The organism is Corynebacterium sp. ACRPQ, from assembly GCF_022347225.1.
Classification (GTDB): domain Bacteria; phylum Actinomycetota; class Actinomycetes; order Mycobacteriales; family Mycobacteriaceae; genus Corynebacterium; species Corynebacterium tuberculostearicum_D.
Window position 1 is genome coordinate 109,554 of the sequence record NZ_JAKRNF010000001.1, and the last position, 12,853, is coordinate 122,406.

At 58.7% G+C, this 12,853-nt stretch carries 13 protein-coding genes; 4 read left to right on the forward strand and 9 right to left on the reverse strand.

Features of this window, described 5'->3' with window-relative positions; genetic code table 11:
• Positions 1 to 15: 15 nt before the first annotated feature.
• Entirely contained in the window at positions 16 to 852 is an 837-nt protein-coding gene (locus MHY24_RS00530) for an SDR family NAD(P)-dependent oxidoreductase (protein WP_239227991.1), read from the reverse strand.
• An 80-nt stretch (positions 853 to 932) separates the two neighbouring features.
• Here MHY24_RS00530 and MHY24_RS00535 point away from each other — a divergent pair, with 80 nt between their 5' ends.
• Positions 933 to 2,285: a potassium transporter TrkG gene (locus MHY24_RS00535; RefSeq protein WP_239227992.1), complete on the forward strand. Its 1,353-nt coding sequence runs from the start codon at positions 933 to 935 to the stop codon at positions 2,283 to 2,285.
• Positions 2,278 to 2,970, forward strand: coding sequence for a TrkA family potassium uptake protein (locus MHY24_RS00540; protein WP_005329053.1), 693 nt, complete (start codon positions 2,278 to 2,280; stop codon positions 2,968 to 2,970). The genes MHY24_RS00535 and MHY24_RS00540 overlap by 8 nt, the downstream gene beginning before the upstream one ends.
• Here the strand turns inward: MHY24_RS00540 and pth (MHY24_RS00545) are convergent.
• Complete coding sequence (gene pth, locus MHY24_RS00545) at positions 2,967 to 3,614, reverse strand: aminoacyl-tRNA hydrolase (RefSeq protein WP_239227993.1); 648 nt, start codon at positions 3,612 to 3,614, stop codon at positions 2,967 to 2,969. The genes MHY24_RS00540 and pth (MHY24_RS00545) overlap by 4 nt on opposite strands.
• Before the next feature lie 35 nt (positions 3,615 to 3,649).
• On the opposite strand from pth (MHY24_RS00545), the gene MHY24_RS00550 reads away from it, so the two are divergent.
• Together MHY24_RS00550 and MHY24_RS00555 are read left to right on the forward strand one after the other, a co-directional pair.
• Positions 3,650 to 4,633: a nitronate monooxygenase gene (locus tag MHY24_RS00550; RefSeq protein WP_239227994.1), complete on the forward strand. Its 984-nt coding sequence runs from the start codon at positions 3,650 to 3,652 to the stop codon at positions 4,631 to 4,633.
• Between the two features lie 55 nt (positions 4,634 to 4,688).
• The gene (locus tag MHY24_RS00555) at positions 4,689 to 6,152 is read left to right on the forward strand and encodes a glyceraldehyde-3-phosphate dehydrogenase (protein ID WP_204609698.1); all 1,464 of its coding nucleotides are present in this window, start codon (positions 4,689 to 4,691) and stop codon (positions 6,150 to 6,152) included.
• Between the two features lie 137 nt (positions 6,153 to 6,289).
• Here MHY24_RS00555 and MHY24_RS00560 read toward each other — a convergent pair whose 3' ends face one another.
• The 7 genes from MHY24_RS00560 to pth (MHY24_RS00590) all read right to left on the reverse strand — a co-directional run bounded on the left by MHY24_RS00560 (position 6,290) and on the right by pth (MHY24_RS00590) (position 12,799).
• On the reverse strand, positions 6,290 to 7,690 hold the full coding sequence (locus MHY24_RS00560; protein ID WP_239227995.1) for a hypothetical protein: 1,401 nt from the start codon (positions 7,688 to 7,690) through the stop codon (positions 6,290 to 6,292).
• 82 nt (positions 7,691 to 7,772) lie between these two features.
• Complete coding sequence (locus MHY24_RS00565; protein WP_239192698.1) at positions 7,773 to 8,486, reverse strand: ATP-binding cassette domain-containing protein; 714 nt, start codon at positions 8,484 to 8,486, stop codon at positions 7,773 to 7,775.
• An 86-nt stretch (positions 8,487 to 8,572) separates the two neighbouring features.
• On the reverse strand, positions 8,573 to 9,283 hold the full coding sequence (locus MHY24_RS00570) for a response regulator transcription factor (RefSeq protein ID WP_239227996.1): 711 nt from the start codon (positions 9,281 to 9,283) through the stop codon (positions 8,573 to 8,575).
• Entirely contained in the window at positions 9,225 to 10,409 is a 1,185-nt protein-coding gene (locus MHY24_RS00575) for a sensor histidine kinase (RefSeq protein ID WP_239227997.1), read from the reverse strand. Before MHY24_RS00575 ends, MHY24_RS00570 begins: the two co-directional genes overlap by 59 nt.
• A gap of 29 nt (positions 10,410 to 10,438) precedes the next feature.
• Positions 10,439 to 11,326: a polyphosphate kinase 2 gene (gene ppk2 / locus MHY24_RS00580; RefSeq protein ID WP_150851573.1), complete on the reverse strand. Its 888-nt coding sequence runs from the start codon at positions 11,324 to 11,326 to the stop codon at positions 10,439 to 10,441.
• A gap of 76 nt (positions 11,327 to 11,402) precedes the next feature.
• A complete protein-coding gene (locus MHY24_RS00585; RefSeq protein WP_239192692.1) occupies positions 11,403 to 12,263 on the reverse strand; it encodes a fumarylacetoacetate hydrolase family protein in 861 nt (286 codons plus the stop codon).
• A 5-nt stretch (positions 12,264 to 12,268) separates the two neighbouring features.
• Positions 12,269 to 12,799, reverse strand: a complete 531-nt coding sequence (gene pth / locus MHY24_RS00590; protein WP_239227998.1) for an aminoacyl-tRNA hydrolase — start codon at positions 12,797 to 12,799, stop codon at positions 12,269 to 12,271.
• Between the last annotated feature and the right edge of the window lie 54 nt (positions 12,800 to 12,853).

Below are 12,853 nucleotides of genomic sequence, written 5' to 3' on the forward strand. Positions count from 1 at the left end.
TCTAGTGGTTTCGCGCTACCACTCCACATTGAGGCGGCGCCCCAAATCATCAAAGACGCGACGAGCCACCGACAGCTTCTTCGCAATGGGGCGCTGGAGACCAGGTTTGCGCTTGTCGTTGTAGTATTCGCCGGATTCAAAGTGGATTCCCTCGGTGCCGGTCAAAAAGTAGGCGAGGTTTTCGCCGCCGTCGGCAGGCTTGCCAAAGGTCTTGCCAATCAGCCCGGAGTACATCTTGGACATTATGCCGGTAGAGGACTTGGAAAAGTCAGTGGCAAGCACGCCAGGGTGGAAGGACACCGCGGAAAGCCCGTGGGCATCAAAATAACGGGTGAGCAGGATATCGCCCAGCTTGGCGTTGCCGTAGGCGCGCTCGGGGCTGAAGTGATCCAGGGTATTGGGATCACTGGGGTCGAATTGAGACATGAGGAAATTAGCTAGGGAAGCCGTTTGAACTACGTTCGCGTTATCCGCGCGCAGCTTGTCCCGAAGCAGCGAGGTCAACAGGAAAGGCGCCACCACGTTGACCTGCCAGGTGCGCTCAAAGCCATCGGCGGTGGTAGACGGGCCGTCGAAAATGCCGCCAGCGTTATTGCCTAGGGCGTGGATATGCTCCAGGCCCTCCAAGTCCTGTGCCAAGCGGCGAACTTGGCCCAAGGATTCGAAGTCCGCCAGGAAGTACTGGCCTTCGACTTCCTCAGCCACCGCGCGGGTCTTTTCCGGATTGCGGCCGATGATAACCAGGTTGTCTTGTGGCCGGGTGCGGTGCAACTGACGAGCTGCCGCGGCGCCCAATCCGCCCGATGCGCCGGTAATCACAATGGTCTTGGCAGTGCTATTTGGCGAAGTCATAGCACCAATCCTAACCGCCCACCGAGGGCACCGCCGGCTAGCAGTTTCCCTGGGCCGAAAGCAGGTCTATACTTCCGCTCGTGAAACATCTGCTTTCCATACGGCAGTGGGGACCGGCGCGCTTAACCGCCGCCGGCTTTCTTTTGCTCATTTTACTGGGAACGGTTTTGCTCATGCTGCCGTTCGCCGAGGCCGGCACCGCCCGCGCTTCCTTCCTGTCTGCCCTGTTTACCGCTACGTCTGCGGTATCGCTCACCGGACTTATCGTGGTGGATACCGGCAGCTTTTGGAGCCCGGCCGGGCAGGTCATCATCTTGGCGCTGATCCAGCTAGGCGGCCTGGGCATCATGTCGCTCGCTTCGCTATCGGGCCTGCTTTTTACCGGCCGGATTAGCTTCAAAGCACGCAAGACGGGTGCCTATGAGGGGCGCCCCATTGCTCCTGGCGGAATCCGCAAGACGCTGATTTTTACCTTCGCATTTACCGCGGTGGCTGAGACCATCATCGCTGTCATCGTGGCTGCGCGGTTGATGATTGGCTATGGGCACTCCTTTCCGCGCGCGGTATGGGAAGGCATCTTTCACGCCATTTCTGCATTCAATAACGCGGGATTTAGCACCAATAGCGATAACCTAGTGCCCTTTGTTGCCGATGCCTGGATTCTGCTGCCCTTAGCCGCCGCGCTGATCGGTGGCGGATTGGGCTTTCCGGTGTGGGCGGAGTTGGTGCGCTTGGTACGCCGCGATCGTCACGTGGTTCATCGCATTTCCATTACCGCGCGCATGACCCTAGCAGCCACGACCGTGCTTTTGCTCGCCGGCGGCGTCTTTTTCGCGTGCATGGAATGGACCGGGCTTTTATCCTCCATGTCGCTCGGGGATAAGTTGCTCAACTCTTTCTTTGCCAGCGCGTCCCCGCGCACGGCGGGCTTTAATGCCATCGATTACGGGCAGGCTCACCCCATTACCCTGATGGGCACCGATATTTTGATGTTCATCGGTGGTGGCTCGGCCGGTACGGCCGGCGGCATCAAGGTCACCACCGCCTGCGTGCTCTTGGCTGCCATGGCCGCGGAATTTACGGGCCGGGAAACCACCACCATCGGCCACCGCAGCCTTCCGCGATCGGTGACCCGCCAGGCCCTAGCCCTGAGCTTTGCCGGGGTTCTGGTGGTCACGCTGGGCGTGGCGGCGCTGCGCTTTTTTGATCCGGAGTTTAGCGGTGATCAGGTGTCCTTTGAAGTGCTCTCCGCTTTCGCTACGGTGGGCTTGTCCACCGGAATTACAGCAAGCCTGTCTGCGCCCTCGCAGATTGTGCTATGCCTCATCATGTACCTGGGCCGCGTTGGCCCAACCACCTTGGTAGCGGCGCTGGCGGCGAAATCCGTTAGCCGGCGCTATAGCTATCCCGAAGAAAGGCCGTTCCTTGGCTAATATTCTCAAGGCGCTGGGACGCTCCCGCGCTGGCATCGATATACCACCCGTCGTCGTTATTGGACTAGGCCGATTTGGCTCCTCGCTTGCGCATGAGCTGATGGCCAATGGCGTCGAGGTCCTCGGCATCGACTCCAGCGAAAAGCGCGTGCGCGAAGAAGCGCCCTACCTCACCGAGACCATTGCGGCCGATACCACCGACCCAGAGGCTTTGCGCCAGCTGGGCGTGGAGGAGGTCGAGCGCGTCATCGTCGCCATCGGCTCTCACTTGGAAGATTCCATCCTCACCGCGTCCAATCTGGTGGAGTTGGGGGTCAAAGACATCTGGGCCAAGGCTGATTCGGAAGCACACGCGCGTATTCTCAGCCAGATTGGTACCCACCATGTCATCCGGCCAGAGCGTGATACCGGCCGCCGCGTGGCTTATCTTTTGGGCGGGCGTTTCCGTGATTTTGCGGAGATTGCCACCGATTATGGCGTGACCCAGATGGCCGTGCCTAGCTCATTGGTGGGCCGGCCGCTCGACCTTTCTGCCATCTGGCGCACGCACCGCGTGCAATTGGTCTCTGTGCGCCGCGCGGAAGGGGAGTGGGCCCCGCTTGCCGACGCCACCGAGCTCACCCCCACCGATTTCATCGTCGCCGCCGGCAGCCCCAAGGCACTAGAAAAATTCTCCCAGTGCTAGCGCGAGTGGATCTGGTTTTGGGCCTTGCCTAGCCCATCCGTCACGATGAGGCGGGCGGCCTCGGCCGCGGTGGCGATGGCGTCATCAAAGCCTGCGCCCGCATCCACGGGGCCCAATACGTAATCCGGAATGGACGAACCCTTGGGCGGCCGGGCAATACCAATGCGCACGCGCAGATAGTCGCGGGTGCCCAAGCGCTCAGTGAGCGACTTGAGGCCGTTGTGGCCGTTTTCATTTCCACCCTGCTTGATCCGGATCTTATTGGACGGAAGGTCCAGCTCATCGTGGAGAACAATGACGTGATCTGCGGCGATGCCAAGTTGTTGTGCCAGTGGCGCTACTGGATCGCCAGAAAGGTTCATAAAGGTGCCCGAACGTACGGCAAGTACTTTCTGTCCCGCCCAGCTAAGCGGCGCGACCTGCACATCCATCCCACGTACCGGCTCCAGCACGTCACCGCCTGCGGCTAACAGATCATCGATGGCCATATAGCCCACATTGTGGCGGGTAGCGGTATACTTCGCGCCGGGATTGCCCAAGCCCACAATAAGCCACTCCGCCTCTAGCACATCCGGATTGAGGCCTGGGGTGGGTTTATTCTTCGAGCCGAAGAATCGCGCGAAAAAATCTCCTAAAGGTGCCACTGCACTAGCTTCCTCTCTCGGTAGGGTGGGGTGCTATGAGTCAGGTTATAAGCTCCCTTTCCCGTAGAGTAATCCCCGCGCCCATGGCCGGCGGTCCCACCACCCCGGAACTTGTGCGCGCTGCTTATGCAGCCGGTTCATTTGGCACTCTTGGTTTGGGCTCTGCCAGCATAGACGCTGCCCGCACGCAGATTGACCAGTGCGCCGGCATTCCGTTTGGAGTAAATCTCTTTTGTCCACAACAGCCGCTTTCCGGGGCGCAACATGCCGCCGCACGCGAGCTGGCGCAAGCAGAAAACCAGCCACTGCCTGATCCCGATTACTCCTTTGGCTTCGAAGAGAAGCTGGATCTAGCGCTGCGCGGTGGCGCCCGCGTGGTGTGGTCCATGTTTGGCACCTTCACACCCGAACAGATAGAGCGGATCCACACCGCGGGGGCAGAGGCTTGGACCACCGTCACCACCCCTGCGGAGGCAACCGTGGCCGCGCGTCGGGGGGTCGACGTGCTCTGCGTCCAAGGCCCAGCCGCCGGCGGCCATCGCGGAACCTGGGACTTAGCCGCGACTCCCGATTCCCGGGATCTGGAAGAGCTAGTGTCCGATGTCCATACAGCAGCCCCTGATCTTCCTCTGATCGCTGCTGGCGGCCTGCGCTCTGCAGACGATATAGCCACCGCTATGTCCTGGGATGGCGTCGCCGCATGTTCCTGCGGTTCCGCATTCTTGCTCACCGAAGAGGCGGAAACGAGTGACTACAACCGGCAGCTACTGCGTCGTGGTGGGCAGACCGTGTCTACCCGTGCTTTCTCGGGCCGCTTTGCCCGTGGACTAGAAACTCAGTACACCCGCAGTCACCCCAACCTTCCCCCGGTTTATCCGCTCTTGAACCCTGTGCTTAAGGAACGCCGTGCGCAGCACGATGATGCCGTAGCCTACTGCCTCGTAGGTACCGACGTGGCAAAAATTAACGGGGGTACTGTGGCCAACATCCTGAACGATCTATGCCAAAACCCACACTAGTAAGCGCTAATATTTATGTTTGAAGATTTAATGCCACCCCCGTGACAGAAAAGGAATGAATTACGTGACTGCGAACGCACATGTTGGCCATGATGATTGGAACGAGCGCCTCGAGCTGGCGCAGCAGATGATTCCGCTCATCCACCAGCTGCACCGCAACAATAACGTTGTCACCACCATCTTCGGCCGCCCACTGGTGGGCCAGACCGATATCGACATCATCAAGTCTCACCGCTATGGCCGCCGCATCGCGCAGCGCCACCTGTCCACGGCGGAGACCCTGCCTATCCTGGTGGAATTGGCAGACATGAACCTGGGCGCCGCAAGCGTCGACCTCGGCCGCTTGGTCCTCGGGTGGGAGGAATCCAACGAGGAAAACCTCCGCATGTACTTGGAAGGCGAGCTGTGCGAGATCGTCGGTGCTGGCGTTGACCTAGAGACCACCGACGTCGTCCTCTACGGCTTCGGCCGCATCGGCCGCCTGTTGGCCCGCCTGCTCGTCGCCCGCGAGGCAGCTTACGGTGGCGTTCGCCTGCGTGGCATTGTCCTGCGCAAGAAGGGCGACGGTGACATCCTCAAGCGCGCTTCCTTGCTGCGCCGCGATTCCGTCCACGGTGCTTTCAACGGCACCATCTCTGTAGATGAGGAAAACGAGGTTATCTGGGCTAACGGCACCAAGATCCAGATGATCTACGCCAACGATCCCGCCGAGATTGACTACACCTCTTATGGCATCAATAACGCCATCTTGGTGGACAACACCGGCGCATGGCGCGACCGCGAGGGCCTGTCTCAGCACCTCAAGGCCAAGGGCATCTCCCGCGTGCTGCTGACCGCACCGGGCAAGGGCGATATCAAGAACATCGTCTACGGCATCAACAACGACAACATCAGCGATGAGGATCAGATTCTCTCCGCTGCATCCTGCACCACCAACGGCATTACCCCGGTTCTTAAGGTCATCAATGACCGCTACGGTGTAACCCACGGCCACGTGGAGACCGCGCACTCCTTCACCAATGACCAGAACCTCATCGATAACTACCACAAGGGCGATCGCCGCGGCCGCGCCGCAGGCCTGAACATGGTGCTTACCGCCACCGGCGCAGCCAAGGCTGTTGCTAAGGCTCTGCCGGAATTTGAGGGCAAGCTCACCGGCAACGCCATCCGCGTTCCTACCCCGGACGTGTCCATGGCTGTGCTCAACCTCGAGCTGTCCAAGGAAGTAGAGCGCGATGAGGTCAACGACTTCCTGCGCAATGTCTCTTTGCACTCCGACCTGCGCCAGCAGATTTCCTACATTGCCTCCCCAGAGGTTGTTTCCTCTGACTTCATCGGCAATACCCACGCCGGCATTGTCGACGGCGTTGCTACCATCGCCTCCGGCAAGCACCTGGTGCTGTACGTGTGGTACGACAACGAGTATGGCTACTCCAACCAGGTAGTACGCATCGTAGAAGAGCTCGCACACACCCGCCCGGTTGTTCTGCCGAAGCGCGTATCTCCTTCTGAGCTTTAAGCTCACCTAGCTCTAGCCCGCGGTTTCCGCGGGCTTTTGCCGTTTTCTCCCGGCTCCAACCACCCCACCCCGAAAAGCAGCCACGCTATCGGCCTGGAAGCACGCCAATGGACTTGAAACGTGTCTGCATTATGCGGTTAATCCATTGGCTGCAGTGCTTTTGTCTGCAGCAGCCGTTTCGCGGTCCATGAACCAACGGCGGCGATGAGCAATGTTAAGAATGCCGCGACAGCGTAGCGTGCAGGAGTGTTGGCATTTATCGGCCACGCCGAAAAGGCAATTAGCCACAGGTAAGTCTTGGCGAGGACATCACCGCCGAGAGTTGCAGAAACAATGGTGCCCATGATGGTGAGGGCGAGTGCACTAATAATCCCGAAGCGCACCACGATGCACAGGGAAATCACCGCAATACTGAAACCTACACCTACGGCCAGCGGCAGTCGTCCCAATACAGCAGGAGCAGAAGTACCGGCGCAGATTGAAGCGAGCGAAGCAGCCGTGCACACGAATACTATTGCCCCAAAGATCCAGATGAGAAGGGCGTTAGGGCTATGACGTGATTCGCTGTAGCTCAGCGGCCACGCCGCCTCTAGCAGTGGCCACACTATGCAAGGGAGGACTCCCGCGCCCACAGGCAGGAGCGCAAAGACGAAGAAGCCGTGGACATAATCGGCAGGGTAGGTGAGGGCAATGACGGCTAAAGCCACGATGCTCAGCACTAGACACCCGATAAGCAAGGGACTGAACGCCGCACGGTGCAGCCCGATCAGCGCGCCAGATAGCTTGGACCGAGCGGAAGCTCTCGGAGTAGCAGTAGGGGTCCACTCCCCACCAGTGGTGATTGCGCCAGCATCTTTATGAGTATCGCCCTGGGGCAGGCGCAATCTAAGAGGTTGTTTGCGGCGAGGAGTAAAGATTGCCGCGCACGTACCTACAGCCGCAAGAACTAGGCATAGCAGTGCGGCGGGCAGTGGACCTTCTTGCAGTAGCGGATCATCTGGATCGAGAGGAACAGAGTTCTGATGAATCCGCAGGGCAGAAAGCAATAATCTCATCGGCCACGCAGGTGGGAATGCCCACCACGCGTTGCCCTCGACAGTGCTCGGTAGAATTCCAATTCCTTGCCAGACAATGCTTCCAGCCAACGCGGCGACGAGGCCGCAGCGGCGCGCGCACCCTGCAGCGAGCCCGGCGATCCCGATAGCCCCTAGGAAGGAAAAGAGCCCAGCCACTACTAATAGCTGATGGTTGGCACGGCCCTGAAGAGCCACGATTGCCCAAGAAAGGCCGAAATTGAGGACATGGAAGATCGCCAGGCTAGAAAGTATGACAAGAAAGCGCGAGGTCTGTTCATAGTGGGCGTTGAACCGGCGCCAGAGCGTACCGCCGCCGCGAGTACGGACTTCTCGGCGCTCGGGAATGGCGGCAAAAAGCGCAATGAGAGGTGCATACATGCCCGTGATGAACATGGACTGCCATCCCAATACGCCGGTGGCGTCCTGCGTGGGAGAAGCAAGCGCGGAAAACAACGCTGTCATTACCACTAATGGTACGGCCAGTAGAGGGAGCCATTGCAGCGCGCTCCCGCGGCTGCGAAGGACCTCGGCGGAAAGGTAGCGATTAAACATGAGCCTCACCATCCGGGGAGGTCAGGCGGAAAAACTCGGCTTCCAGCTGACCACTGGGAGCCAAATTCTTAAGCGAACCAGAATAGCGGATGGTGCCCTCGGCAAGGATGGTGATGTCCTGGGCTAAGTGGACAATCTCACCGAGCTGATGGGAGCTGACGATGACGGTATGACCGGCGCCGGCCAGGTTCTGCAGGAGCTCACGAAGCTCTACGATGCCCTGCGGATCAAGGCCATTTTGTGGTTCATCGAGAACGAGGATTTCGGGATCACCGAGCAGTGCTTGGCCTAGGGCGAGCCGTGCCTTCATGCCAGTAGAAAATGACTTAGCCTTTTTCTTCCCAGCCCCGTTGAGGCCCACGATGGCAAGCACTCGCTCTATCTCGGATTCTGGTAGACCAAGCAACCGCGTATGGACGCGAAGATTGGCTGCTGCAGAAAGGTGCCCATAAAAAGCTGGACCGTTAACGGAAGCCCCCACGTGGTCGAGAACCTCGCGTGACCAGGGCGCACCGGCCACGCGAATAGTCCCGGAATCGGCGGCAAGAAGGCCTAGAAAGATGGAAAAGAGCGTAGATTTGCCGGCGCCGTTACGCCCTAAAAGAGCATGGACGCGACCAGGGGTGATGCTAAATTCTACATCCCTCAAAACTGTGTGGGAGCCAAAAGACTTTGAGACCTGCTCAAAGGAGATTTCATAATTCATACTGCGAAGTCTCGCGTGCTGGGGCGCGAAAATCTTCCGCCCGCAAGACGGACTTCGCAGTGAATGTCTCCTACTGCAGTAGGAGACTAGGCAATTCCAGCGCGCTGGGCGAACAGCACCAGCGCCACGCGGTCGCGCGCCGCAAGCTTAGACATGAGCGAAGAGACGTGCGTCTTTACCGTCGTTTCCGCAATGACCATCTCGGCGGCGATCTCGGAATTTGTAGCACCGCGTGCGATGAGCGAAAGAACTTCCATCTCGCGCCGGGTTACCAGGCTAAGCCCTTGGCGCTCCTGCGCGCTCAACTGGCCGCGGGTAAGGGCGGTGCGATAGGCCTCCAAAACTGGTCCGGTGACCTGAGAAGCCAGCACCGATTCGCCCTTGGCGACGTCCCAGACTGCTCCCACTAGCACCTCCGGATCTGCATCTTTGAGAAGGAACCCATGCGCGCCAGCGGCGATAGATTGAGCCACCAATTCTTCTTCATTAAACGTGGTGAGCATGATGATTCGGCATTCGGGGACGCGGGAAAGAATTGCTTGAGCCGCAGCGATGCCATCCATGCCGGGCATTCGGATATCCAGGATGGCTACGTCAGTGCGGTGGCTCAATGCCGCGGTGACGGCCTCTGAGCCGGTATTTGCGGTGGCCACGACCTCAATATCATCTTGTGCGTTAAGGATGGTAGACAATGCGGCAACAAGCATTGCTTGGTCATCGGCGAGTAGGACACGAATCTTAGGTACGGTTTTCCTTCTGCATCGGTAGTTCGGCACGCAGTATGAACTTTGTTGCATCACCCGAGCTCTCTAGTTTTCCACCTAACGTGTGAGCACGCTCTTCGATGCCGATTAGACCAACACCACTATCGGGGATTTCGCTGGGAGTCGGGGAGGGATTGGTAGAGGTTAGGGTGATCCGGGCGGCGTCGGCAAGCGCGAGCTCTACTTCTACCTGCGTGCCGGGGCCCTGGTGGCGCAGCGCATTGGTCAGGCCTTCAGAAATGATGCGTACCAAGGCCAATTGCGTAAGTGCAGGCGCCTCATAGGTCTCTGGTAAGTCCGTAGCAATCTCCAAGCCCGCCGCGCGGAAACCATCGATGATTCCCTCGATGTGCTCTAGCTGCGTGGTTGGCTTCAGTGTGGTGGGACCAGTGCTGCGCAGCGCCGTGACGATGCCGCGAACCTCTTCCAACGCAGAATCTGCACCATCGCGAATGCTGGCCAGCGCTTCCTCGGCAGCTTTAGCATCTGATCGCCCGGCAATGATTCCAGCATTGGCCTGAACCTTTATCAAAGTTAGGGAATGGGCCAGTACATCATGCAACTCTCGTGCGATGAGCAATCGCTCTTCCTCTTGGGCTTGGTGGAAACGCTTTTGGGCTAGGTGCTCGCGCTGGCGTGCCAAATCGAAGTAGCGTGCGGCGGCGAAGTATGTGGTGCCCAAAACAGCCCAGTGCACGACCAACATGGCCAAATAGCGGCGGTCCAGTTGGTAATGCAAAACGAAAGATTCCGGATCTATGCGCCACATGAATGGCGAAATGAAGGAGCCAAGAATCGTTAGAGCCAGTACCGTGCGGGGAATGGCGCGGCGCGTGACATAGCGGGAGGTGGAATACACCGCCATGGGTGCAGTCAAGGCCCAGGGGGTAAGTCCTAGATTGGTGGGAAGCTGGCTCATCCAAGCCGCGGCCCATGCCGCGAGCAGCACAATAAAGCCCGTGGCGCTGAGCACGGGACGGCTCCGCCAGATCCACATAAATGGCAGGAATAGCAACGATAGACCTGCCTGAATAATCTCAATTATGCTGGGATTCTTCGCGGCAGTAATGACATACACATACAACAGCGCAATGAGCACCGCCACCGCGGTGAGGATTTTATCTCCTAAACGCGCTTGCGCGACGGTGTCAGTGCTCATGAATGAAGATAGTAATACAGCCGGTGCTGCTACTTCTTCTTATCCTTCTTCTTGCCCTTTTTGGACGTCTTCTTCGCTGTCTTCTGTTCGGACTTGCGCTCTAGCTTGGCAGCGACGTCCGGTACGTAACGGAACTCTTCGCGGGCAGGGCGTTCATAGGTTTCGCCATCGGAATCCGGGCGCTGCGGAATCTCCGGCATTTCGCGCTCGATCTTCTCGTACGGAATGGTGCTCAGAAGGTGCGAAATGACGTTAATGCGGGAGCGTTTCTTATCTTCTGATTCCACGGTGTACCACGGGGCGGTTGGGGTATCGGTGTGGATGAACATCGCATCCTTGGCACGGGAGTAGTCCTCCCAGCGGGTAATGGACTGCAGATCCATAGGGGAGAGCTTCCACCGGCGCAGCGGATCGTTGCGGCGGGATTCAAAGCGCTTAATCTGCTCCTCATCAGATACAGAGAACCAGTACTTGCGCAGCATGATGCCGTCTTCTACCAACATCTGCTCAAAGGTGGGTGCTTGGTGCAGGAAGCGGACGTATTCCTGATCGGTACAAAAGCCCATGACGCGCTCGACACCGGCGCGGTTGTACCAGGAGCGGTCAAAGATGACGATTTCGCCCTTGGTGGGCAGCTTTTCCACGTAGCGCTGGAAGTACCACTGGCCCTGTTCGCGAGAGTTCGGTGCGGGCAGTGCCTCGATGCGGCAGGTGCGCGGGTTGAGGTACTGGGTGATGCGCTTGATCGCGGAGCCCTTGCCGGCGGCGTCGCGGCCCTCCATGATGATGACTACGCGGGCGCCGGTTTCAACGACCCATTGCTGCATGTCCACGAGCTCCGCCTGGAGGCGTTCGAGCTCCTTTTCGTAGGCCTTCTTGTTGAGTTTCTTAGGGGCTTTACTGCTTTTTGTGCTCATTAGTCCAGCTTAACCGGCACTAGCGGCTGGGATGAAAACGGGACCGCCCACTTTGGAGTGAGAACCTGGGCACAGCCTAGGAGCAGGTACAGCTGGGGCCGCAGCCGGGCTCGCCATAGCGGGTGGTATTGGAAATATGCCCCAAGCCTTCGATGGCGATGGTGACGTTTTGGCCGTCCTCGATAAATTGCTGCGGGGTGCGGGCAAAACCCACGCCCTCCGGTGTGCCGGTAATGATGACGTCGCCCGGATTGAGTGGATAGAGCTGTGAGCAGAACTCAATGAGCTCAGCTACGGAAAAGATGAGGTCATCGGTATTATCGCGCTGCCTTTCCTCACCGTCTACGGTAGTGGTGAGGACAGCTCCGGACCCCGGTGACCACTCATCCGCGGTGGTAAGCCAAGGGCCGAAGCCGGCGGTGCGATAGAAGGATTTACCGGCATGGAACTGGCTAGTTTGGCGCTGGAAGTCACGCAGTGTGTAGTCATTCATGATGGCGTAGCCGGCCACATAATCTAGGGCCTCGTCGCGGCTGACACGGTGGGCGCGCTCGCCGATGATGACCGCCAATTCTCCCTCATAATCCAGCTTCTGTGTGCCATATTCGGGAATGAAGACATCATCATAAGGGCCGGTGAGGGCGTCGGCGAACTTGATGAACAAGGTGGGATGTTCGGGGAAATCGCGTCCCATTTCGCGGATGTGCTTGGCGTAATTGAGCCCCACGCAGATGACCTTCCCGGGAGTTGGTACGACGGCTTCCAAATCAGCGTGGTCGAAGACCACGGGCTCGCCGGAAAGCTGGGCGGCCTTGCGCCAATCTTCGCTGCGCAGCAGCTGGCCGACATCTTCATAATCCAATTCAACACCCACGTTATCGCCGTCGATGCGGATAGCGGAAGTTCCAAAGCCAGTGCGTAGGGTAGCCAATTTCATGGCGACTATCCTACGCGCAAGATTTCCTCGACCGCGTCGGCGCAAAGGATGGGGATTTCTGCCTTTTCCTGCTTTGCCCAAGGCTTGAGCACAAACGACGCCGGATCCATGCGCCCCGGTGGGCGCCCGATTCCTACCGAAAGGCGCTGATAGTCTTTGGTGCCCAGGGACTTTGTGGTTGAACGCAACCCATTGTGGCCATGGTCGCCGCCGCCTGTGCGGAGCTTTATAGTGCCGAAATCGAGTTCTAGCTCATCGTGAACAACGATGATGTCGGCGGCGGAGAGATGAAAGTATTGGGCCAAAGCTTTGACCGGCCCGCCGGAGAGGTTCATATAGGACCGTGGCTTTGCGCAGATAATTTTGCGGCCGCCAGCTATGCCCTCAGCGACTTCGGTGTTGGTCTTTTTGTGTACCGAAAAGCTGCTCATGAGCTCTCCTGCGAGTTCATCTGCCACATCGAAGCCGATATTGTGCCGGGTGCCTGCGTACTTGAGGCCGGGGTTGCCAAGGCCTACTACGAGAAGTGGAGTCACGCGCTCAATTGTCTCATAGACAGAGAGAAAAACGGCAAGGCCGCCGCGAGAAGT

Coding starts and splice junctions, on each gene's coding strand:
- MHY24_RS00560 (WP_239227995.1), bottom strand. CDS start 7,690: ATGACAGCGTTGTTTTCCGCGCTTGCTTCTCCCACGCAGGACGCCACC.
- ppk2 (WP_150851573.1), bottom strand. CDS start 11,326: ATGAGCACAAAAAGCAGTAAAGCCCCTAAGAAACTCAACAAGAAGGCC.
- MHY24_RS00555 (WP_204609698.1), top strand. CDS start 4,689: ATGAATTACGTGACTGCGAACGCACATGTTGGCCATGATGATTGGAAC.
- MHY24_RS00565 (WP_239192698.1), bottom strand. CDS start 8,486: ATGAATTATGAAATCTCCTTTGAGCAGGTCTCAAAGTCTTTTGGCTCC.
- MHY24_RS00530 (WP_239227991.1), bottom strand. CDS start 852: ATGACTTCGCCAAATAGCACTGCCAAGACCATTGTGATTACCGGCGCA.
- MHY24_RS00570 (WP_239227996.1), bottom strand. CDS start 9,283: ATGCAACAAAGTTCATACTGCGTGCCGAACTACCGATGCAGAAGGAAA.
- MHY24_RS00585 (WP_239192692.1), bottom strand. CDS start 12,263: ATGAAATTGGCTACCCTACGCACTGGCTTTGGAACTTCCGCTATCCGC.
- MHY24_RS00575 (WP_239227997.1), bottom strand. CDS start 10,409: ATGAGCACTGACACCGTCGCGCAAGCGCGTTTAGGAGATAAAATCCTC.
- MHY24_RS00550 (WP_239227994.1), top strand. CDS start 3,650: ATGAGTCAGGTTATAAGCTCCCTTTCCCGTAGAGTAATCCCCGCGCCC.